Origin of the sequence: Gordonia sp. VNK1 (assembly GCF_040049135.1) — a bacterium.
Taxonomy (GTDB): domain Bacteria; phylum Actinomycetota; class Actinomycetes; order Mycobacteriales; family Mycobacteriaceae; genus Gordonia; species Gordonia oleivorans.
On record NZ_JBDZDJ010000018.1, the window covers coordinates 44,405 to 66,029 of the forward strand.

Sequence of the window (21,625 nt, forward strand, 5' to 3'; positions counted from 1 at the left end):
ACAGGCTCCGGCGGGCGTGGTGAATGGCTCTCAGGCGGCGCCGGCCGGCTTCTCCCGCTCGACGACGACGTTCAGGTCATTGTCGTCGCGGGTCATGAAGTTCGGCAGCGACAGCTTCGCGATCTTCATCCACGTCGAGCCCAGCTGACGGCGCAGCGAACCGGTGTTGTACGGCAGTCCGTGGCGTTCGCACACCTCGCGGACCTCGGCGGCCATCTCGGGGTAGCGGCTGGCCGGAATGTCCGGGAACAGGTGGTGCTCGATCTGGTGCGACAGGTTGCCGCTCATGATGTGGAACAGTTCACCACCCTCGATGTTGGCCGAGCCGAGCATCTGCCGCAGGTACCACTGACCGCGGGTTTCGTTCTGGCACTCCTCGGAGGTGAACGTCTGCGCCCCGGTGGGGAAGTGGCCGCAGAAGATGATCGAGTACGCCCAGACATTGCGCACCAGGTTCGCGGTGGCGTTGCCCAGCAAGGTCGGGATGAACATCGGGCCCGACAGCGCAGGGAAGACCACATAGTCCTTGAGGACCTGTCGACTTGCCTTGCGCCACATGCCCTTCACCAGGCCCTTGACGTCGCTCCACTTGCGCTTGCCGGCGACGAGGTTCTCCGCCTCGAGATCGTGGAGCATCACACCCCACTCGAAGAGCAGCATCAGCGCCGTCGCGTACCCGAGGTTGCCCAGATAGTACGGATTCCACTTCTGATCCCGCGCCATCCGCAGGATGCCGTAGCCGATGTCACGGTCCTCGCCGAGGATGTTGGTGAAGGTGTGATGCAGGTAGTTGTGGCTGTGCTTCCACTGATCGCCGGGACACACGTTGTCCCACTCGAATTCACGGGAGTTGTAGGTGTCCTCCCGCATCCAGTCGTACTGGCCGTGCATCACGTTGTGGCCGATTTCCATGTTGTCGAGAATCTTCGACACCGACAACGCGGCCACCCCCGCGACCCACGCCGGCGGGAAGAAGCCGGCGAACAACAATGCGCGCCCGGTGAATTCGAGGCCACGCTGGGTGCGGATGATCTTGTAGAGGTACTCGCGATCCTTGGTGCCCAGGTCGGCGACGACCCGGGCGCGGATCTCGTCGAGCTCACGGCCGAGCTGCTCGACCTGCTCGTAACTCAGGTGCAGGGTGTTCCGGTCCTCCGACGGGGTCGGCGGAAGAACCTGCAGGGCGGGGAGATTCGGGGTGCTCTCGACGATCTCCGGAGTGGGGACGATGTTGGTTGCCATGTCTAAACCTCGATTTCGACGTCGCCGACGGGTGCATTGATGCACAACTGGATCTGGGTGTCGGATTCGGTATCGGTCTCGCCGGTCAGCACATTGCGGGTGCATCCCGACTTCTTGATTGCGGTGCAGGAAAAGCAGATCCCCATGCGGCAGCCCGACTCCGGGGTCAGTCCCGCAGATTCGGCCTGGTCGAGGATCGTGCGACCGTCGTTGGTCGCCGACGCGCCCGAACGGCTGAACGTGAGTTCGCCGTGGACGGGCTCGTTGGGGTCGACGGCGATGGGTGCGGCGAGGGTGAACGCCTCGCTGTGCACGCGTGCCGTCGGATTGTGGGCGTCGTAGTACTCGAACACGGCATCCATCAGTGCGGCCGGACCGCAGACGAAGACATCGGAACCGTCATGTCCGGTGATGCCGTCGAGATGGGTGGCCGTGAAATGACCCGTGGACCCCTCTTCGCCGCCGCGTGTGTAGAAGATCCGCAGGTCGAGATTCGGGTGAACCGCGGCCAAGGCGGACAGCTCCGCTCGGTACGCGAGATCGGCCGGGGTGCGTGCGTAATGCACGAACGTGATCGTGCCGGGATAGCCATTCGAGACGAGCGTACGCAGCATTGAGAGTGCAGGTGTAATGCCGCTGCCGCCGCTGATGAAGACCGGCGCCCCGACACCGCCGGCCGGTAGTGTGAAGTCGCCGGATGCCTGGGACAGTCCGTACACATCGCCGACGCGGGCGTGTGCTCGCAGGTGTCGGGAGACGTGGCCGTCATCATGGGCGGTGATGGTCAGTTCCACGGTGCCGTCCGGCCCGGCCGATGCGTTGGCGGGGGAGAAGCAGCGTGTCTGGCGAACGCCGTCAACAACGACGCTGAGCTGCACAAACTGTCCTGCTTCGTGGCCCTTCCACTGGCGTGTCGGAGTGAGGGTCAGTCGGACGGTGCGAGGTGTCGGATGCTCGACGCGGGTCACCCGGGCGCGCAGGTCGCGCCAGGTGAGCATCGGGTCGACGAGTTCGAGATAGCGGTCGACCGGATGCGGCGACATGGTCGCCTCGACGATCGAGGAAAAGAGTTCGGGAAAGCGGATGCTCATGGGGCTGGCTCCGTTCGTCTCACTCGGTTTGAGTGAACATCTGTACTCCGAACAGTGTGGCATGATCCGGGCCCCGCTCGTCAAGGGAAAACGGCAACCCTGACTTCCTGTCTGGTCACAGCATGACCTCGGTAGTGATTGACATCACTACCGAGGCTTGCGATAGTGGCGTCAGTTGAATTTGAGCTCAACTTCATCCTGGTTCGCACAATCACAAGCACAATCACAGGAGAGCGGTATGGCAGGAGATAGGTCCGCAGAACGAGTGCGCGCGCAGGTGCCGACGAGTTCCGACACCCACGGCAGGCGCGCCCACCGAAAACTCCTCACCGCCGGGCTCGTCGGAAGCTCCATCGAGTGGTACGACTTCTTCCTCTACGGCACCGCGGCCGCGCTGGTGTTCCCGCACATCTTCTTTCCCGGTTCGTCGCCGTTCGTGGCAACCCTGTTGTCCTTCAGCACGTTCTGGGCCGGCTTCGTCGCACGGCCCGTCGGCGGTCTGATCGCCGGCCACTACGGCGACAAGTACGGGCGCAAACCGGCGGTCGTCGTCTCCCTGTTCGTGATGGGGGCGTGCACCTTCCTGATCGGCTGCCTGCCCACGGCGGGCGCGATCGGTGTCGCGGCCCCGGTCCTGCTGGTGCTGTTGCGATTCGCGCAGGGACTGGCGTGCGGTGGTCAGTGGGGCGGCATCGTCTTGTTGCTCACCGAATCCGCGAGCCCCAAACGTCGTGGATTCTCCGGCACTTTCGGGCAGATGGGTGTCAGTTTCGGTGTGCTGCTGGGCAATCTGATCTTCGTCGGAACGAGTTCGTCGGTGTCCAACGAGGCCTTCCTGTCCTGGGGCTGGCGGATACCGTTCCTGCTGTCGGCGGTGCTGTTCCCGGTGGTGTATTTCATCCAGACCCGCGTCGAGGACTCACCGGAGTTCAAGGAACTCGAGCGGCAGGTCGCCGCCGGCAAAGAGGTCGTGCCCCAGGCGCCACTGCTGGAGGCGATCAAGGGCAGCTGGCGCACCATCCTGCTCGGCTGTGGTCTGCTGGCCGCCACCAACGCGCTGTTCTACATCTCGATCGCCGGCGTGCTGAGCTACGCCACGGCCGCACTGGACATGAACCGTAACGAGCTGCTCACCATGTCGATGCTCAGTTGCCTGATCTCGGTGCCGGTCGTGGCGTGGTCCGGCTGGATGTCGGACCGCATCGGCCGTCGGCCCTTGATCATGGTGGGCGCGGTGGGAATCGTCGTCTGGGCCTTCCCGTACTTCTGGCTCGTCAACACGGCCAACCTCACCGCGTTCTTCGTCGCGGTCACCGTCGGATCGATCTTCCAGTCGATGACCTACGGGCCGGTCGCCGCCTACATGGGTGAATTGTTCGCCCTGAACGTCCGGTACTCGGGTGCGTCGCTGGCCTACCAACTCGCCGCCATCACGATCAGTGGCGGTACGCCGTTCATCATGACCGCACTCATCGAAGAGACCGGCACCACGACGGTGGTCGCGGTGTTCGTGGCGCTGATGGGTGTGATCACCTTCGCCTCGGCGTGGCGTCTGCGTGAAACCAACCCCGCGTCGGTCCGCAGCGATCCGCAGGCACTCCCGGGACTGGCGCACGCGGTCTGACACGCGCACGAACTGCGGCGTCCACCGGGGTGACCGGTGGACGTCGCAGTGTGTGCCACATCCGGAACCCGCCGTCGATGAACGGGCCGGCTGCGCGAGGATGATCTGACAGCACGATCGAAGGAGCGTGAGATGACGGTACCGACGCCGGCGACGGTGTTCGTCGCGAATCGGGGCGAGATCGCCTTGCGGATCATTCGCACCGCCCGAGAACTGGGATACCTCACCGTTGCCGTGTACGCGGCAGACGACGCCGACGCCCCACACGTGTCCGCGGCGTCGATCGCGATCGCGCTGCCGGGTGTCGGTGCCTCGGCCTACCTGAACATCGCGGCGATGGTGCAGTCGGCCCTGGATGCCGGCGCGACACTCGTCCACCCGGGCTACGGATTCCTCAGTGAATCAGCCGAATTCGCGCACGCCTGTGACGAGGCCGGACTGACCTTCGTCGGCCCGGACGCCGAGACGCTCGAGTTGTTCGGAGACAAGGCGGCCGCCCGGTCGGCGGCCGTTGCGGCAGGCGTGCCGGTTCTCGACGCCACCGACGGCGGAATCGACGAGGCCACCGCGCAATGGTTTCTGCTCGCTCATCCGGCCGGAATCATGCTCAAGGCGATCGCCGGCGGCGGTGGCCGCGGAACGCGTCCGGTGACCGATCCCGAGGATCTCGGTGAGGCATTCCGGGTGTGCACTTCCGAGGCCGAGATGGGTTTCGGCACCGGAGCGTTGTTCGCCGAGGAGCTGCTCCGCGGAGCACGCCACATCGAGGTGCAGGTGGTCGCTTCGCGCGACGACGCCGGGGTGACGCACGCTCTCGCGCTCGGCGACCGTGACTGCAGCGTGCAGCGGCGCCGGCAGAAACTCGTGGAGATCGCACCGGCGCAGGATCTTGACGCGCACGTGCGGTCCGCGTTGCATCGGTCGGCGGTGACCTTGTGTGCGCAGAGCAGGTATCGCGGGCTGGCCACCGTCGAGTTCCTGGTCACCGGAGACTCGTTCGTCTTCCTGGAGGTCAACCCACGAATTCAGGTGGAACACACCATCACCGAAGAGGTGACCGGCGTCGACCTCGTCGAGGTCGGGCTGCGGGTCGCCGAGGGGTGTGCTCTCGACGAACTGGGGTTGCCCGCCGGTGTGACCGTGGTGGGCGATCAGGTGTCGGGGGCGGTGGCATCCAGCCGCGGAATCGCGATCCAGGCTCGCATCAATACCGAGACCATCGGACCCGATGCGGCCACCACCCCCGATTCCGGTGTGTTGACGGTCTTTTCGCCACCGACCGGCCCCGGTATCCGCGTGGACACGTATGGCCGTCCCGGTCTGGTGATCAGCCCCCGCTACGATTCGTTGCTGGCCAAGGTGATCGGCCACGTACGTCACGATGACTTTGCCGCCGCGGTCCGCAAACTCGACGCCGCGTTGGCGGACTTCGCCATCGAAGGGGTCTCGACCACGATCGCGGTGCTCCGCGCGGTGTTGGCGGACAAGGAGTTCGGCGCAGGTGCTGTCGGCACCGACTACTTCGAGCGGCGGATCGCCGACTTTGCTCCGGCAGAGCCGCTGGCCAACGATCCATCGGAGCGTCGGGACGAGGTGCAGGTCGGGGAGGACGAACAGGTGTTGACCGCGCCGATGGCCGGAGTGGTTGTTGATCTGCCGACCGTGGGCGTCGTCATCCCCGCACATGCGCCGATCGTGGTCCTTGAGGCGATGAAGATGGAACATGTTGTCTCGCTGCCTCATCCGGTTGAAGTTCGTCGGGTGCTGGGCGACCCTGCCCGGGCGGTACCTGCCGGTGAAGCGTTGGTGGTCCTGGCCGGCGTTGATGGGCGTACTGTCGCGGTCGAGGTCGATGTGATCGATCCCGACGAGGTCCGCGAGGATCTCGCCGAGATCCTCCGTCGTCACGATGTCACTCGCGACGACGCTCGTCCCGCGGCGGTGGCCAAGCGACACGCGCAGGGGCGCCGCACTGCACGTGAGAACCTCGCCGATCTGGTCGACGAGGGCAGTTTCATCGAGTACGGTGCGTTGGCGTTGGCCGCGCAGCGCACCCGTCGCAGCGAAGAGGACCTGATCGCCAACACGCCGGCCGACGGCCTCGTGGGCGGTGTGGCCACGATCGGTGCCGATCAGGTGGGTGCGGCGGCAGCGGAGGCGGTGGTCGTCTCCTACGACTACACCGTCCTTGCCGGTACCCAGGGGATGCGCAATCACGCCAAGACCGACCGCCTACTGGAGATCGCGAGGCGTAAGCGGATTCCGTTGGTGCTTTTCGCCGAAGGTGGCGGCGGTCGTCCCGGCGACACCGATGCGCTCGGTGCCGCGGGTCTGGAACTCGATACCTTCCGCTCGATGGCCGGATTGCGTGGCGTCGTACCCACTGTTGCCATCGTGTCGGGGCGGTGTTTCGCCGGGAACGCCGCACTGGCTGGTGCGTGTGATGTTCTCATCGCCACCCCCGATGCCAACATCGGCATGGGCGGGCCGGCGATGGTCGAGGGTGGCGGACTCGGTGTGTATCGCCCCGAGGAGATTGGACCCATAGATGTGCAATCGCGAAACGGAGTGGTCCACGTCGCGGCGCGCGACGAGGCCGACGCCGTCGCCAGTGCGCGACAATACCTCTCGTACTTCCAGGGAGATCTGGACGAGTGGGAGGCGCCCGATGCGCGCCTTGCCCGACATGTGGTCCCGGAGAATCGGTTGCGCGCCTACACTATCCGCTCGGCCATCGATGCGATAGCCGACGTCGATTCGGTTCTGGAGCTGCAACGCGATTACGGCATCGGCATGGTCACCGCGCTCATCCGGGTCGAGGGTGTCGCCTACGGCGTTCTCGCAAATTCCAACGCACACCTGGGCGGTGCGATCGACGCCGACGCCGCCGATAAGGCCGCGGAGTTCCTCACACTCTGCGAAGCACACCGACTGCCTGTTGTGACGCTCTGCGACACACCGGGTTTCATGGTCGGTCCCGAATCCGAGACGGACGCCACGGTGCGCCGGTTCGGGCGTATGTTCATTGCCGGGGCGCGACTGACGGTCCCGTTCGGCATGATCATCCTCCGCAAGGGCTACGGTCTCGGTGCGATGGCCATGGCCGGCGGCTCGTTCCACGCACCCGAGTTCACGGTGGCGTGGCCGACGGGCGAGATCGGCGCCATGGGTTTGGAAGGCTCTGTGCGGCTGGGCTTTCGGAAGGAACTCGAAGCGGTGACCGATCCTGGTGAGCGTGCTGCACTCTTCGACGAGCTTCTCGCCAAGGCGTACGCACATGGCAAGGCGCTGCAGTCGGCCACCACCTTCGAACTCGATGACGTCATCGATCCCGCGACCTCTCGTGACTGGATTCGGCAACTGGCGAGATCACGGAACCGCCAATGACCTGCGGTCGATGAGGGTACGGCCGCACCGTTCGAGCCGACCCATTCCGTTGGTCGAGCCTCACCACCCGTTGGTCGAGCCGTCCGTCCCGCCGGTCGAGCCGGTCCGGAGCGATAGCCGCCGCGTTGAGCTCCGTCGAAACGGAGGACCGTGTCGAGACCCTCGTAAGGCAAGGCTGTAACTCCCCACCGCCACAACGTTTCTGTGGTCGTGAGGCCGGGCGGCCAGTACCGGTGGGCGAGGCTGGTTCAGGACGTATCGAGCCAGTAGTGGAGCCGGGCGGCCAGGACACGTTCGATCCGGCTGTTGCGTGGGTTCATGCCGATGGCGGCCAGTTCCTCGAGCTCACGTTCACGGTCGGCATCGCTGGTACGGATGCCGCCATCACGGATGCGACGTTCGCGTGCCTGATCTTCGGTGGTCGTGTCGCTGACACGGATCCTGGTGTGCGAGGCACGTTCGAGCCCGGCAATGGTGGCAGGGTCGTCGGGATCGTCGGTGATCGGAACACCGTCGCCGTCGAAGATGACCAGGTCGATCTCCCCGGTGTTGGTGACACCAGGTTCGTCGGGGTGCTCGTCGCCTGCGGCGTCGGGCCCGTCCCGTTGGTCGGGTGGTCGGGGCTCGACCGGATCGGGTTGGGCTGCGCCCGAATCATATTCGTCGACGGCTGGGTCGGGCCGGTCAGCGACGCCGGACTCGTGGTCGTCGTCCTGGTCGACGCTGTCTGCGATGTCGATGCTGTCGCCGATGGTCGACGAGTCGACGGTCGGAGCGTGATCGTCACTCGAAACCCCACAGTCGGACGGGGTTTCGGCCTCCACGGTTGCCGGGGTTTCGGCGTCGTGGCGGCTGTCGGCGTCGGGATCGGCCGGTTCGTCGATGTGGGTATCGACCGGCTCGGCCTCACCATTTACGTCACCGTCAGCGGCTTCGGCTTCGACATCAACAGCCTCGGCATCGACGATGTCGGCGTCGACCATGGCGGCGTCACCCGAGTCGGTGTCTGCGGGTTCGGTTGCGCCGGCACCACAATCGGCACTGCTGGTGTGCTCGCTGTGGATCTGGTCGCGGATCTGGTCGAGTTTCTGCTCGTACAGGGCGGTGATGTCGGGGTGGTCGTTGACGACCTTCGGGTTTGCCGGCATGCCGGGTTCGGCGTTGAGTTGCCACCAGCACCGTCCGGCGAGGGGGCCGTCTTCGTAGATGCCGGTGGTGTACTGCCCGGGGTTCGGGCCGACCATCCGGTTGTGCGGCCCACACGCGGGGGCGAGGTCGGTGATGTCGGTTTTCCCGCCATCAGCCCAGTCCTCTTTGGCGTGATGCATTTCCGAATGCGACGCGGGTTGTCCGCAGCCGGGGAACGAGCACACTTCGCCACCGGTGCGGGAGAACGACGCGATCCGCTGCTCGGTCGACGCCAACCGTCGGGACCGCCCGAGATACAGGGGCAGGTCGATGGCGTCGGAGAACACCGCCAGGAACTGCTGCACATCGGTGGGATCCTCGATGTCCCCCAACGCGCTCAGTAAATCCGGAATCGGAATCGTCGAACCCGAAGCTGTGGTGGCATACCCGGCGCCGGCCAGCAGATCGGTCACGAACGCTTTCGCGATCAACGCGACCGGCAAACCCCGATGAGTCTTGCCGAGCACCCCTTCTTTCATCGCCGACACCAACAACACGTGCATCGCATCAAGATTGCGTTGCGCCTGGCTGCGGTCGTCACGCTTGACCGCGGCCGCGAGTTGGTCGGGGTCGGCGTCACCGATCGCACCGGTGGGCGATTCGGCATCCTCCAAGTTGTTCATTCCGGGTTTGGCCCAGGCGTCGAGCATGGTGTCCCACAGGGCGCGGGTGACCGGGGGTAGGTGCCCGTTGAGTTTCGCCATCCCATCGACCCGGGACTGGTTGATCCACAGATTGCGGCGCTGTTGGCGTTCCTTCTCCTCCACCAACTGCCCGTCGGGGTCGAGGTGCGCCAGAATCCGGGCACCCATCTTGGTGATGTCGGCGGGGATGTGTTCGGTGGCTTTCTCACCCAAGGTTTCTTCGGCGGCGACCTTCTTGTCATGCGGGACCGCGCCCGGGATCTTGTCCAGGGCTTCCAACGCCGCCGACAGGTGGGTGTGACCGATCAGGCCCTTCTCATAGGCGGCCGACAGGGTGGGGTATTTCGGTTCCTCCGGTTGTCCGGTCAGTCCGTGGAACCGGGCGGTGGCTTTCATGTGCGCGATGCGCATGGTGGGTTGCGCGATCCGCAGATCGAAGTTCAGAAAGTTGGACAGGCTGACTTTGCCGACTTTGCGGTGCACATTGCGATCCGAGATTTCCAGGATCGCGCGGTCGCCTTGGAAGTGGGTGCGGGTGGCGATCTGTTCGGACAGTCTTGCTGCTTCGATGACCTCGGTGTCCGAGCATGCGGTCATCGGAGTCTGGGCCAACTCGTCGAGCAACGCGTTGATCTGGTGCATCAGCTGCAGTGGTTGCGACATGGGAGTGTCGGTGGTGTCTGTCATGCTGATGTCACCTCCCCCGAGAAGGCCGTTGTGGCGTATGTGTTCTATTATAGCCACTTTTACAAGACTCGCAAGTGTTTTCTATTCACAGGTTGTGCATACGTGAGTGTGGTTGGGGTGGTGCAGTTTTCAGCGTCGGCTTGCGAGGTCTCGACACGGTCCTCCGCTAGCGCTCCGGACCGGCTCGACCGGCGGGATAAGGGGCTCGACCGGCGGGATAAGAGACTCGACCGACGGGATAGAGACTCGACCGACGGGATAGAGACTCGACCGACGGGATAGAGACTCGGCCAGCGGGGTGGGGCTCTGCCAACGATCTGGGGTCTCGATCGGCGAGACGAGGGTGCTCGACCGGCGAGACGAGGGTGCTCGACCGGCGAGAAGGGGTGCTTGACCGGCGAAATGTGGGGCTTGATCGGTGAGACGAGTGTGCTCGACCGCCGGGCGGGGGAGTGCTCGGCCGGCCGATCGGGACTCAGCCGACGGATGAGCGCTCGACCGGGCGAAGTGCGGTTCGGTCGATCTGCCGTTTGAGGATCTTGCCGGTCGAACCTTTGGGTAGGGCGTCGGTGAACGCGATGATTCGTGGAATCTTATACGCGGACAGTCGCTCCCGGCACCATGCTGTGATCTCTTCGGCGGTGGCGGCCGCCTCGGGTCGAAGGGCCACGACTGCTGCCACTTCCTCGCCGTAGTGATCGTCGGCGATCCCGATGACGGCCGCCTCCACAACGTCGGGGTGCGCGTACAGTACTTCTTCGACCTCACCGGGATACACGTTGTAGCCGCCGCGGATGATGAGATCCTTGACGCGGTCGACGATCCGGAGATCACCGTCGTCGTCGAACTCGCCGAGATCGCCGGTCCGGAACCAACCGTCCGGTGACAGCACGGCCGCGGTGGCGTCGGGCATGCGCCAGTAGCCCTTCATCACCGTGTCGCCCTTGATGAACACCTCGCCGACAATGCCGGTCGCGCAGCGCTTTCCGTCGCTGTCCCGGATTTCGATCTCCGTGCGTGGCGCCACGGATCCGGTGGACCCGATCTTTCCGCCGCGATCGATGTCGTTGAAGGTCGCCATCGCCGTCGTCTCGGTCAAGCCGTAGCCCTCGAGGAGGGTGCAATCGAATCGCTTTTCAAACGCCTTCGCGATGTCGCCGGGCAATGATGCGCCACCCGACACCGCCACCCGCAACTGTGCGAAATCGGCGGCGGCGTCGTCGGGAACGTTGTGCAGCATGGCATTCCACATGGTCGGCACGCCACACATGATGGTGAGGCGGTCACGACGCAGCATGTCGAGCATTCCCTCGGGACTGAACCGCGGCAGCAGCGAAACCGATGCGCCCGAGGTGAAGCCGGCCATCATCACCGAGGCCTGGCCGAACACGTGGAACAGTGGCAGGCCGGTGCCGATACGGTCATCGGCGGTACCGCGACTCAGAGACGCGGCGATCTCGCCCGCTGCAAGGAGATTGCCCACCGTCAGTTCCGCGCCCTTGGGCTTCCCGGTGGTGCCGGAGGTGTACAGGATCGCCGCGGTGTCCTCGCGATCGCGATCGGCGGGAGCGTCGATGCGTCGGTCGCCGGACGGTGCGCCGGGCAGGAGGTCGATGACGTCCACGCCGACGGCGTGCGCGGCATCGGTGACCGCCGGTCCGAGTTCATGCCAGCGAATGGCGAGTGCGGCAGAGGAATTGGTCAAGAAGTACTCGATCTCCGCCGCAGTCGACATGGTGTTCACCGTGATGACGGTGGCGCCGAGCGCCTGCACGCCGAGATAGGCGACGGCGAACTCGGGAACCGACGGTGCGGCGAGGAGCACCCGGTCACCCGGGCGCACGCCTGCAGTGAGGAGACCGCCCGCATACGTCAGCGCCATCTCGTACAGATCGTGATAGGACCATTGGGTCCCTTCCGCGCGGAGCGCGACCGCTTCCGGGGTGGTGACGGCGTGGTGGCGGACAGGGTCGAGGACCGAGGGCATGCGGGAACTCCTGTGGTTAGGGGGATCAGAATCGGTGAATGGTGCTGGTGGCCGTCATGAGTCGGCGGCGACGACCCGGCCGAGAGACTCCGCCACCATCACCGGCTTGTCCGACCCCTCGCACTCGAGGGTCTGTGAGGTGACCACCTGGATTCCGCCGGGAACCTCGTCGGCCGAGATCACCGACACCCGCATGCGCACACGAGAACCCACCGGCACCGGTGCCGGAAAGCGAACCTTGTTGTAGCCGTAGTTCAATGCATGCGCGAAGCCGTCGAACCGCAGCAGTTGCCCGGACAGATGCGGGCCGAGCGACAGGGACAGCAAACCGTGGACGATGGTCGTTCCGAGTGGACTCCCCGCGGCGCGGGCCGGATCGATGTGAATCCACTGATGGTCATCGGTGGCGTCGGCAAACGCGTTCACCCGGTTCTGACTCACCTCGTACCACGGCGTAGGACCCAACTCGACGCCGATCAATGACCGCAGGTCGGCGGCGTTCGCGGGGCGGACGGGCAGTGTGAGTGCAGGCATGGACGCCTCCTGTATGGGTGTGGGGATGGCATGAGTTGAACTTGATTCCGACTTCAACTATAGATGATGGAGAGACCCAGGTCACTGTCGAAAGGTGAAATTGCATGTCGCTCGCAGATCTGACGGGCCGGACCGCGGTGGTCACCGGCGCGTCGCGCGGAATCGGATTCGCCGCCGCCACAGCTCTGGCCGCCGCCGGTGCCAACGTCGTGGTGACATCACGGAACGCGGAAGCGGCAGTGGCTGCCGCACAACAGATCGGACCGGAGGTGCTCGGCATCGGTGCGCACGCGGCCGAGGAGGACCAGGCTCGCGCGTGCATCGAGAAGACGATGGAGTGCTTTGGCTCCGTGGACATCCTGGTCAACAACGCCGGAACCAATCCCGCTTACGGGCCGCTGATCGCCCAGGACCACGCACGGTTCGCCAAGATCATGGACGTCAATGTCTGGGGACCGTTGATGTGGACGGCCATCGCCGTCGAGAGGTGGATGGGGGAGCACGGTGGATCGGTCATCAACACCGCCTCCATTGGCGGTCTCGGTCATGAGCCGATGATCGGGCTCTACAACACGTCCAAAGCTGCCCTGATATACGCGACCAAGCAACTGGCACTGGAACTCTCACCTCGAGTCCGGGTCAACGCCGTCGCGCCGGGCGTGGTGCGGACCCGCCTGGCCGAGGCGCTCTGGAAGGAACATGAGGCCCAGGTGGCCGACGTGACAGCACTCGGGCGCATCGGTGAACCCGACGACATCGCCTCCGCCATCACTTATCTCGCCTCCGATGCGGCGTCCTGGATGACCGGCGAGATCATGATTGTGGACGGTGGTCAGCATCTCGGGGATGCCGCGCCGTATCGATCCGACGCACTTGCCGCACACTGACCAACCACCGCACGACACCAGGAGACCTTGTGGACCACTCCGCCGACGCGGTTGAGACCGAACTGCACACCCGGGTGAGGGAGCTGCTCGACACGCGCGACCCGGCCACCACGCCCGCAGCCGACTTCCTGGGTGCACGATTCGACGCCGGACTGGCCTGGGTGCACTTTCCGAAAGGGTACGGCGGTCTCGGTATCGCGCAGACCCACCAGGCGCAGGTCGACGCCGCCCTCGACGCGGCCGGTGCACCGGGACCCGCCAAGAGCCGCAACGGGATCGGACTGGGAATGGCCGCGCCGACCATCGCCGCGCTCGGCACCGACGAACAACGCGCCAGGTTCCTGCGTCCGCTCTACACCGGTGAACACATCTACTGTCAACTCTTCAGCGAACCCGGTGCCGGATCCGACCTCGCCGCGGTCGCCACCCGCGCCGTCCGAGACGGCGACGAGTGGATCGTCAACGGACAGAAGGTCTGGACCTCCGGCGCCCACAACGCCCAACGCGCCATTCTGGTGGCGCGCACCGATCCGTCGGCGCCCAAACACGCCGGGCTGACCTACTTCATCGTCGACATGGCCGACCCCGGCATCGAGATCCGGCCGCTGCGCCAGATCACCGGCGAAGCCGAGTTCAACGAGGTGTTCCTCACCGACGTCCGCATCCCGGACGCCAACCGCATCAGCGACATCGGCAACGGTTGGCGGGTGGCCACCACGACACTCAACAACGAGCGCGTCGCCATCGGTTCGGGTGCACCACGCGAAGGCGGCATGATCGGCAAACTTGCCGACCACTGGCGCGCCGACCCCGACGTCCGCGACCCGTCGAAACTCGACACCCTGATGCGACTCTGGGTCGATGCCGAGGTCACCCGACTCACCGGCGAACGACTCCGCGGGCAACTCGCAGCCGGTCAACCCGGACCCGAGGGATCGGCGATGAAACTGGCCTTCGCCCGTCAGGCCCAACAGATCTCGGGCTTCGATCTCGAGATCTCCGGATCTGCCGGCCTACGCTACGACGACTGGTCACTGCGCCGACCCGAAAGCGTGGACTTCACCGGCCGCGACGCCGGTTACCGCTACCTGCGCGCCAAGGGCAATTCGATCGAGGGCGGCACCTCGGAGATCCTGCGCAACGTCGTCGCCGAACGTGTACTCGGACTGCCCCCCGAACACCGCGTCGACAAAGACGTCGCCTGGAAGGACCTGCCCCGATGATCACCCAGCCTGCCGCAGCCGACCTCGACTACTCCGACACCGAAGTCGCGCTGCGGGATTCGGTGCGTCGACTCTTCTCCGACCGACTCCCGACCGACGTCGTGATGAGCTCCTACGACAACCCGGCGCCCGACGTCAGCGGAGTGTGGAAGACCCTCGCCGTCGACCTCGGACTCGCCGGCCTCCTCGTTCCGGAAAGCCTCGGCGGCGCAGGAGCATCCGCGCGTGAGGCTGCCGTCGTCTGCGAGGAGATCGGCCGAGCCGTCGCACCGGTGCCCTACCTCTCGTCGGCGGTCCTGGCGACACTGGCCCTGCTCAACGCCGGTGACACCGACACCGTTGCGCGACTCGCGGAGGGTGCGATCACCGCGGCCCTCGTGGTGCCGTTCTCGGCGGCGGCCGTCGATCCGGTGGTGACCGCGCACGACGGCACCGTGTCCGGGCGCGTCGACACCGTCGCCGGTGCCGCCGAGGCCGACATCCTGGTGGTCCCGGCGATCGGCGATGATGGCACCGAACTTCATGTGGTGGAATCGACTTCGCCCGGTGTGCACGTTCGTCCGATTCTCGCCCTCGACATGACCCGTCCGTTGGCGGACGTGGAGTTCACCGCCGCCCCCGCCCGACGCGTCGACACGCGCGATCCCGATCATGCGCTCCGCACCGCTCTGCGGACGGCCTCGGCGCTGCTCGCCTCCGAACAGTTGGGGGTCGCCCAGTGGTGCTTCGACACCACACTGGCATATGTGAAGGACCGCAGGCAGTTCGGCCGACAGATCGGCTCCTACCAGGCCATCAAACACCGATTGGCCGACCTGTGGCTGGAGGTCAGCTCGGCGGGTGCCGCAGCCCGCTACGCCGGCGACACCATCGCCCGCGACGACGACGCCGGGATCGCCGCGCATGTCGCGGCATCGTACTGCGGTGACACCGCGGTCAGGGCCGCCGAGGAATGTGTGCAACTGCACGGCGGGATCGGCATGACGTGGGAGTACCCGGCGCACCTGTACCTCAAGCGCGCCAAGGCCGATCAGATCGCACTCGGCGACGGCTACTGGCACCGGGCCCGCCTCGCCGAACTCGTCGCTCTGCCCCCGAACTGACCCGACACCACCAATGACACATTCACACAACACCTTTGGAGGAGGCACCCTGATGAGAAGCTGGCGAGTGCACGAACTCGGCGAACCCACCGATGCCCTGAGCCTCGACGAGATCGACGAGCCCACCCCGGGACCCGGCCAGGTGAAGGTGAAAGTCCTTGCCGCACCGGCCAACTTCCCCGACGTGCTGCTGTGTCGAGGCGAGTATCAGATCAAGCCGCCGTTGCCGTTCACGCCGGGAGTCGAATTGTGCGGTGAGGTCGTCGAGATCGGCGACGACGTGACCCGCGCGGTCGTCGGAGACCGCGTCGTCGGCACGCCGATCCTGCCCGGCGGCGCCTTCGCCGAGTACGCGCTGATGCAGCAGAGGTCGGTCTTCGCCGCGCCCGATGCGCTCGACGACGCCGAGGCCGCAGCCCTGACCATCGGCTACCAGACCGCGTGGTTCGCCCTGCACCGTCGCACCCAGATCTCGGCCGGCGATGTCCTGCTGGTGCACGCCGCTGCCGGCGGCGTCGGCAGCGCCGCCGTGCAGCTCGGCAAGGCCGCCGGAGCCCGTGTCGTCGGAGTGGTCGGTGGCGATGAGAAGGCGCAGTATGTGCGTGAGCTGGGCGCCGACCTCGTCGTCGACCGTCATACCGAGGATGTCGTCGCCGCGGTGAAGGACTTCACCGACGGCCACGGCGCCGACATCGTCTTCGATCCCGTCGGCGGCGACGCATACGCGGGCTCGACGAAGTGCATCGCATTCGAGGGCCGGATCGTCGTGATCGGATTCGCCGGCGGCACCATTCCGCAGCCGGCGCTCAATCACGCGCTGATCAAGAACTACTCGATCGTCGGGCTGCATTGGGGGCTCTATCAGACCAAGAATCCGGAGGTCATCGACGATTGTCATGCCGAGCTGCTGCGACTGGCCGACAAGGGCCTGGTCACGCCGCTGATCTCGGAGCGACTCGCGTTCACCGATGTGGCCGATGGTCTGAGTCGGCTGGGTGCCGGCACCACGGTCGGACGCCTGGTCTTCCTGCCCTGAGCTGCTCCGGGAGCCGGCGCGCGCCGCGATAGACTCACCCGGTGACCCGAACCCGACGTTCCTCGACGCGCCCCGCGCGGGATTCGGACACCGAGAGCCGCGCCGACAAGAAGAACCGGACACGGCAGGCACTGCTCGACACCACCCTGGAACTGGTGAGTGAACGCAGCTTCGCCACCATCAGCCTGCGTGAGGTCGCCCGTGGCGCGGGGATCGTGCCGACCGCGTTCTATCGGCACTTCGCCTCGATGGAGGATCTCGGCGTCACCCTGGTCGAGGACTCGATGCGCATCCTGCGCCGAACCCTGCGGGAGGGCAGGCGTGACCTCGCGGCGCGGCAGGCGTTGCCGACCGCGCAGAATTCACTGGCCATCCTGCTGCGGCACGTCCATGACAACGAGACCGCGTTTCGCTTCCTGGTCCGGGAGCAGCACGGCGGTGTCGCCGAGATCCGTCGCGCCATCGACACCGAGTTGCGGCTGTTTTCCAAGGAACTCGCCATCGACCTGTCGCGGCTACCCGATCTCGCGCAGTGGCAGCCGCAGGACCTCGAACTGGCTGCCGAACTCATCGTCACGATCATGCTGACCGCCGTCGCCGACCTGCTCGACGGTGATCGCCGGGGACCCGACGCCGAACAGGAGATCGTCACCCGCACCGAACGGCAACTGGTGATGGTCTTTCTCGGCATGGGTCGTTGGCACCCGGAACCATGATCGGGCGACCGGACGGGGCACCGGCACACCGCAACTGACCGGACATGGGTTGGGCTCACCGCGATTTCAACGGTGGGCAACCGGCGCCCTCAGGGCCAAGATGGCCGACGTTGCCGTGCACCACGTGCACGCTCGCGTCCGAGCAGTCTGAGTCAGGAGACCCCGTGTCCACCGAAAACATCGCCGATGAGGTCAAGTTCGCCTACTGGGTACCCAACGTGTCCGGTGGTCTGGTGACCAGCGATATCGAGCAGCGCACCAGTTGGGATTACGAGTACAACGTCAAGCTGGCGCAAACCGCGGAGAACAACGGGTTCGAATACGCCCTGTCCCAGGTCCGGTACGAGGCGTCCTACGGTGCGGAGTTCCAGCACGAATCCACCAGTTTCAGCCTCGCGCTGCTGCTGGCGACGCAGAAGCTCAAACTGATCGCCGCGGTTCACCCGGGTCTGTGGCATCCGGCGGTGCTCGCGAAGTTCGGTGCCACCGCCGACATCCTGTCCGGAGGCCGATTCTCCATCAACGTCGTCAGCGGCTGGTTCAAGGATGAGTTCATCCACCTCGGCGAACAGTGGCTCGAGCACGACGAACGGTACCGTCGCAGTGGGGAATTCCTCGAGGTGATCCGCAAGCTCTGGACCGAGGACAACGTCGACTACCGTGGCGACTTCTACCGCATCCACGATTTCACCTTGAAACCCAAGCCGCTGAACACCCCGCAGCGTCCCAATCCCGAACTGTTCCAAGGGGGTAACTCCACCGCCGCCCGCAACAACGGTGGCCGGTACGCCGACTGGTACTTCTCCAACGGCAAGGATTTCGACGGTGTCACCGAACAACTCGACGATCTGCGCGCGGTCGCCCGCGCCCACGATCGTGAGGTCCGGTTCGGTCTCAACGGCTTCATCATCGCCCGGGACACCGAGGCCGAGGCGCGCGACACGCTCCGCGAGATCGTCGAGAAGGCGAATCGTCCTGCGGTGGAAGGCTTCCGCTCGGCCGTGCAGCAGGCGGGCAACGCCACCGGCGACAAGAAGGGGATGTGGGCCGACTCGTCGTTTGAGGATCTCGTCCAGTACAACGACGGTTTCCGCACTCAGCTGATCGGCACACCCGAGCAGATCGCGGAGCGGATCGTGGCCTACAAGCGTCTCGGCGTCGACCTGATCCTCGGCGGTTTCCTGCACTTCCAGGAGGAGATCGAGTACTTTGGCGAGCGTGTCCTCCCGCTCGTCCGCGAACTCGAAGCCGCCGAGCGATCCGCGGCGGTCTGAGGACGCGATGAGCATCACCCAAGCGGGTACGGACCGCGTCGATCGTGGTGCGGCCCGACTGGAATCGGCGGCGCAGGCCCGCGCGGCCGCGGTCCGGCTGGCGGAGCGTTTCGCGGTGGGTGCCGCGGCCCGCGATCTCGACCGACGTCTGCCGTATGCGGAGATCGACGAGTTGTCCACGAGCGGGCTGCTCGCGATCACCGTTCCGGCGTCCTTCGGCGGGCCCGACCTCGCTCCCAGCGTGGTGGCCGACGTCACCCGAATCACCGCGGCCGCCGATCCCAACATCGCCCAGATTCCGCACAGTCACTTCGTGTACCTGAATCTGCTGCGGCTTGCCGCCCCAGAAGAATTGGCGCGCAGGCAATTCGGCGAGGTACTCCGGGGTGGCAGGGTGGCCAACGCGCAGTCGGAAAAGGGTGGCAAGACCATCGCCGACATCTCCACCACCTTGACCACGGTCGGAACGGACCGCTTCCGGCTCGACGGGGAGAAGTTCTACGCCACCGGGTCGTTGTTCGCCGACACCCTCGCCGTGCTCGCCCGCCACCCGGGTGACGATGCCCTGCCGGCCGGTGAGTACATCGCGTTCGTCCCGTCCGACGCGCCGGGTGTGGAGCTCGTCGACGACTGGAATGCGTTGGGACAGCGCACGACCGGTTCGGGGACGGTGCGATTCGTCGACGTCGCGGTGGGTCGGGGGGACCTGGTGATCCGCGCCGATGCCGTCTCGCGACCGACGGGGTACGGCGCGTTCGCCCAACTCCTGCATGTGGCCATCGACGTCGGCATCGCCCGTGGTGCTCTGGACGAGGCGGTGCGCTTCGTCAACACCTCTTCCCGGCCGTGGTTCGAGGCGGGTGTGGATCGGGCCGTCGACGACGAGTTGCTGGTGCAGCGTTTCGGTGAACTGGCGGTCGAATTGATCACGGCGGAGGCCACTCTTGCTGCGGCCGGCCGGGCGCTCGACCGTGCCACGGGATTCCTCGCCGACGATTCCGGCACCGAGGATTCTCTCCGTACCGTCGCCGACGCCTCGATCGCGGTCGCGGCCGCCAAGGTCGTCGCCGACCGGGTGTCGAACGAGTTGGGCTCCGCGCTGTTCGAGGTGAGTGGGACGCGCAGCGCGGCGGCCGGTGGCGGTTTGGACCGGTTCTGGCGCAACGCGCGGACCCACACCCTGCACGATCCGGTGCGCTGGAAGATCCAGCACATCGGACGTCATGTCCTGCGAAACGAGGACCCGCCGATCCACGGGGTGATCTGAGCCCATCGGCGGTGCGGCGTTACCGATGTCGTCCGCCGAGACGACACCGTCGGCGTATCCGCGCTGACCAGGGAGACGACGCCCGAAGAGCGGGAGAGAGATGTCCGACTCCACGGTTATGCTCGCACCATGTCATCGAGCCGCGTGAGTTCCCAGTTCGGGCCGTACCGCCTGGACGAGCTGCTGGGTCGGGGCGGAATGGGCGAGGTCTATCGCGCGTATGACACCGTCAAGGACCGTGAGGTCGCGCTCAAACTCCTGAACCCGGGGCTCGCCGACGACGAGGTGTATCAGCAACGGTTTCGTCGCGAGTCGCATGCCGCCGCGCGGCTCGGGGAACCCCATGTCATCCCGATCCACGACTGGGGCGAGATCGACGGGGTGCTGTTCATCGACATGCGCCTGGTCGAAGGGGAGGATCTGCGCGGACTGCTGCGCCGCGAGCATGCGATCGCACCGGAGCGGGCGGTCACCATCATCGAGCAGGTCGCCTCGGCGCTCGACGCGGCCCACGCCGACGGCCTCGTCCACCGCGACATCAAACCCGAGAACGTGTTGATCGGGCAGAACGATTTCGCCTATCTCGTGGATTTCGGCATCGCGCACGGTGCCGACGACACGCATCTGACCCAGGCGGGCACCGCGATCGGCTCGATCGCCTACATGGCGCCGGAGTTGTTCGACGCTGTGCCGGTGAGCGCGTCCAGCGATATCTATGCGCTGACGTGCGTGTTGTTCGAATGCCTGACCGGCCGGGTGCCGCATCCGGCCGACACGATCAGCTCCGCCATCAAGGCCGCGGTGATGTCGCCGCCGCCGGCGCCGAGCAGCGTCAACGCCGACGTCCCGCCGGCGATGGATGCGGTCATCGGCATCGGACTCGACCCCGACCCGGCACGACGCTTCGGCACGGCCAAGGATCTGGCCCGTGCGGCCCGCGCCGCTTTGACCGGAGAGTCGCCGACGACGATCGTGCCGGCGTCCGGTGCCCGCCCCGATCTCCTGAAGAAGGCCCCGCCGACCACCATCGCACCCACCGCCGACGACGAGGCGTACCGGGCGACGGCCCTGCGGCCGTCGGGACCGCACGTGCATCCGGGTGCGGCGGCCGCGGCAGGGGCGGCCGGCACCGCCAACCTCTCTGGGCCGCAGAGCTATTCGGGGCCTCAGAGCTATTCGGGGCCCCAGGGCTACTCCGGGCCTCAGGATCTTTCCGGCCCGCAGGTGATCGGTGCCCCGCAGCCCGGATATCCGGGCGGGTACGGCCCACCGCCCTACGCTCAGCCCGGCTACCCGCCCCCGCAGGAGCGTGATCGGTCGTTGGTGGGCGTGCTCGTCGGCGTCCTCGCACTGCTCGTGATCGGCCTGCTCATCGCTGGCGCGTTCTGGCTGTTCGGCTCATCATCGTCGGATTCCACGGCGGACGGGCCGGCGACGACGACCATCACCCAGGCCCCGCAGGTCACCCAGGTGCCGCCTGCCACTTTCCCTCCGAATGCTGTTCCGTGCGATGCGACTTCAGCGGTGGGGTCCTCTGTGACGACGTGTCCGTTCGCTCAGGTTGTTCGGGATCAATACTTGGCGATGGGGAGTTTCGGTCCCGCAAGGACGGTGATCGCGACGAGTCCGGTCAATGGAAACACGTACTCCATGGACTGCGTTCCAGGAGAAGGTGGAGTGATCCAGTGTGCCGGAGGGAGCAATGCTGTCGTATATATTCTTCGAGGCTAGTGAC

Annotated in this window: 15 protein-coding genes; 10 read left to right on the plus strand and 5 right to left on the minus strand. The window is 66.0% G+C overall.

Annotated elements, in window-relative coordinates:
• Window positions 1-30 precede the first annotated feature (30 nt).
• Both ABLE94_RS19465 and ABLE94_RS19470 read right to left on the minus strand, forming a co-directional pair.
• Complete coding sequence (locus ABLE94_RS19465; protein ID WP_348802859.1) at window positions 31-1,242, minus strand: fatty acid desaturase family protein; 1,212 nt, start codon at window positions 1,240-1,242, stop codon at window positions 31-33.
• A gap of 2 nt (window positions 1,243-1,244) precedes the next feature.
• Complete coding sequence (locus tag ABLE94_RS19470) at window positions 1,245-2,333, minus strand: ferredoxin reductase (RefSeq protein WP_348802857.1); 1,089 nt, start codon at window positions 2,331-2,333, stop codon at window positions 1,245-1,247.
• 238 nt (window positions 2,334-2,571) lie between these two features.
• Between ABLE94_RS19470 and ABLE94_RS19475 the strand changes: the two genes are divergently transcribed.
• A complete protein-coding gene (locus ABLE94_RS19475; RefSeq protein WP_348809571.1) occupies window positions 2,572-3,957 on the plus strand; it encodes an MFS transporter in 1,386 nt (461 codons plus the stop codon).
• Between the two features lie 132 nt (window positions 3,958-4,089).
• Window positions 4,090-7,344 carry an acetyl-CoA carboxylase family protein gene (locus tag ABLE94_RS19480; RefSeq protein ID WP_348809572.1) on the plus strand — a complete coding sequence of 1,085 codons (3,255 nt, stop codon included), beginning with the start codon at window positions 4,090-4,092 and terminating at the stop codon, window positions 7,342-7,344.
• A 248-nt stretch (window positions 7,345-7,592) separates the two neighbouring features.
• Here ABLE94_RS19480 and ABLE94_RS19485 read toward each other — a convergent pair whose 3' ends face one another.
• From ABLE94_RS19485 to ABLE94_RS19495, 3 genes are all read right to left on the minus strand, one after another.
• A complete protein-coding gene (locus ABLE94_RS19485) occupies window positions 7,593-9,863 on the minus strand; it encodes a DUF222 domain-containing protein (RefSeq protein ID WP_348802854.1) in 2,271 nt (756 codons plus the stop codon).
• Between the two features lie 475 nt (window positions 9,864-10,338).
• Window positions 10,339-11,850, minus strand: a complete 1,512-nt coding sequence (locus ABLE94_RS19490; protein ID WP_348802853.1) for an AMP-binding protein — start codon at window positions 11,848-11,850, stop codon at window positions 10,339-10,341.
• Between the two features lie 54 nt (window positions 11,851-11,904).
• Window positions 11,905-12,384 (minus strand): MaoC family dehydratase, encoded by a 480-nt coding sequence (locus ABLE94_RS19495; protein WP_348802852.1) that lies wholly within the window; start codon window positions 12,382-12,384, stop codon window positions 11,905-11,907.
• Between the two features lie 104 nt (window positions 12,385-12,488).
• On the opposite strand from ABLE94_RS19495, the gene ABLE94_RS19500 reads away from it, so the two are divergent.
• The 8 genes from ABLE94_RS19500 (at window position 12,489) to ABLE94_RS19535 (ending at window position 21,621) form a co-directional block, all read left to right on the plus strand.
• Complete coding sequence (locus ABLE94_RS19500; RefSeq protein ID WP_348802850.1) at window positions 12,489-13,271, plus strand: SDR family oxidoreductase; 783 nt, start codon at window positions 12,489-12,491, stop codon at window positions 13,269-13,271.
• 29 nt (window positions 13,272-13,300) lie between these two features.
• Complete coding sequence (locus tag ABLE94_RS19505) at window positions 13,301-14,494, plus strand: acyl-CoA dehydrogenase family protein (protein ID WP_348809573.1); 1,194 nt, start codon at window positions 13,301-13,303, stop codon at window positions 14,492-14,494.
• Window positions 14,491-15,597, plus strand: coding sequence for an acyl-CoA dehydrogenase family protein (locus ABLE94_RS19510; protein ID WP_348809574.1), 1,107 nt, complete (start codon window positions 14,491-14,493; stop codon window positions 15,595-15,597). The genes ABLE94_RS19505 and ABLE94_RS19510 overlap by 4 nt, the downstream gene beginning before the upstream one ends.
• A gap of 52 nt (window positions 15,598-15,649) precedes the next feature.
• A complete protein-coding gene (locus ABLE94_RS19515) occupies window positions 15,650-16,633 on the plus strand; it encodes an NADPH:quinone oxidoreductase family protein (protein WP_348802847.1) in 984 nt (327 codons plus the stop codon).
• Between the two features lie 41 nt (window positions 16,634-16,674).
• Window positions 16,675-17,349 (plus strand): TetR family transcriptional regulator, encoded by a 675-nt coding sequence (locus tag ABLE94_RS19520; protein WP_348802846.1) that lies wholly within the window; start codon window positions 16,675-16,677, stop codon window positions 17,347-17,349.
• Between the two features lie 164 nt (window positions 17,350-17,513).
• A complete protein-coding gene (gene sfnG / locus ABLE94_RS19525; protein ID WP_348809575.1) occupies window positions 17,514-18,623 on the plus strand; it encodes a dimethylsulfone monooxygenase SfnG in 1,110 nt (369 codons plus the stop codon).
• A gap of 7 nt (window positions 18,624-18,630) precedes the next feature.
• Entirely contained in the window at window positions 18,631-19,890 is a 1,260-nt protein-coding gene (locus ABLE94_RS19530) for an SfnB family sulfur acquisition oxidoreductase (protein ID WP_348809576.1), read from the plus strand.
• A 129-nt stretch (window positions 19,891-20,019) separates the two neighbouring features.
• The gene (locus ABLE94_RS19535; RefSeq protein WP_348809577.1) at window positions 20,020-21,621 is read left to right on the plus strand and encodes a serine/threonine-protein kinase; all 1,602 of its coding nucleotides are present in this window, start codon (window positions 20,020-20,022) and stop codon (window positions 21,619-21,621) included.
• Window positions 21,622-21,625 lie beyond the last annotated feature (4 nt).

Excerpts from the sequence above, each read along its gene's own strand:
- ABLE94_RS19465 (WP_348802859.1), bottom strand. The coding sequence starts at position 1,242 with ATGGCAACCAACATCGTCCCCACTCCGGAGATCGTCGAGAGCACCCCG.
- ABLE94_RS19470 (WP_348802857.1), bottom strand. The coding sequence starts at position 2,333 with ATGAGCATCCGCTTTCCCGAACTCTTTTCCTCGATCGTCGAGGCGACC.
- ABLE94_RS19475 (WP_348809571.1), top strand. The coding sequence starts at position 2,572 with ATGGCAGGAGATAGGTCCGCAGAACGAGTGCGCGCGCAGGTGCCGACG.
- ABLE94_RS19480 (WP_348809572.1), top strand. The coding sequence starts at position 4,090 with ATGACGGTACCGACGCCGGCGACGGTGTTCGTCGCGAATCGGGGCGAG.
- ABLE94_RS19485 (WP_348802854.1), bottom strand. The coding sequence starts at position 9,863 with ATGACAGACACCACCGACACTCCCATGTCGCAACCACTGCAGCTGATG.
- ABLE94_RS19490 (WP_348802853.1), bottom strand. The coding sequence starts at position 11,850 with ATGCCCTCGGTCCTCGACCCTGTCCGCCACCACGCCGTCACCACCCCG.
- ABLE94_RS19495 (WP_348802852.1), bottom strand. The coding sequence starts at position 12,384 with ATGCCTGCACTCACACTGCCCGTCCGCCCCGCGAACGCCGCCGACCTG.
- ABLE94_RS19500 (WP_348802850.1), top strand. The coding sequence starts at position 12,489 with ATGTCGCTCGCAGATCTGACGGGCCGGACCGCGGTGGTCACCGGCGCG.
- ABLE94_RS19510 (WP_348809574.1), top strand. The coding sequence starts at position 14,491 with ATGATCACCCAGCCTGCCGCAGCCGACCTCGACTACTCCGACACCGAA.
- ABLE94_RS19515 (WP_348802847.1), top strand. The coding sequence starts at position 15,650 with ATGAGAAGCTGGCGAGTGCACGAACTCGGCGAACCCACCGATGCCCTG.
- ABLE94_RS19530 (WP_348809576.1), top strand. The coding sequence starts at position 18,631 with ATGAGCATCACCCAAGCGGGTACGGACCGCGTCGATCGTGGTGCGGCC.
- ABLE94_RS19535 (WP_348809577.1), top strand. The coding sequence starts at position 20,020 with ATGTCATCGAGCCGCGTGAGTTCCCAGTTCGGGCCGTACCGCCTGGAC.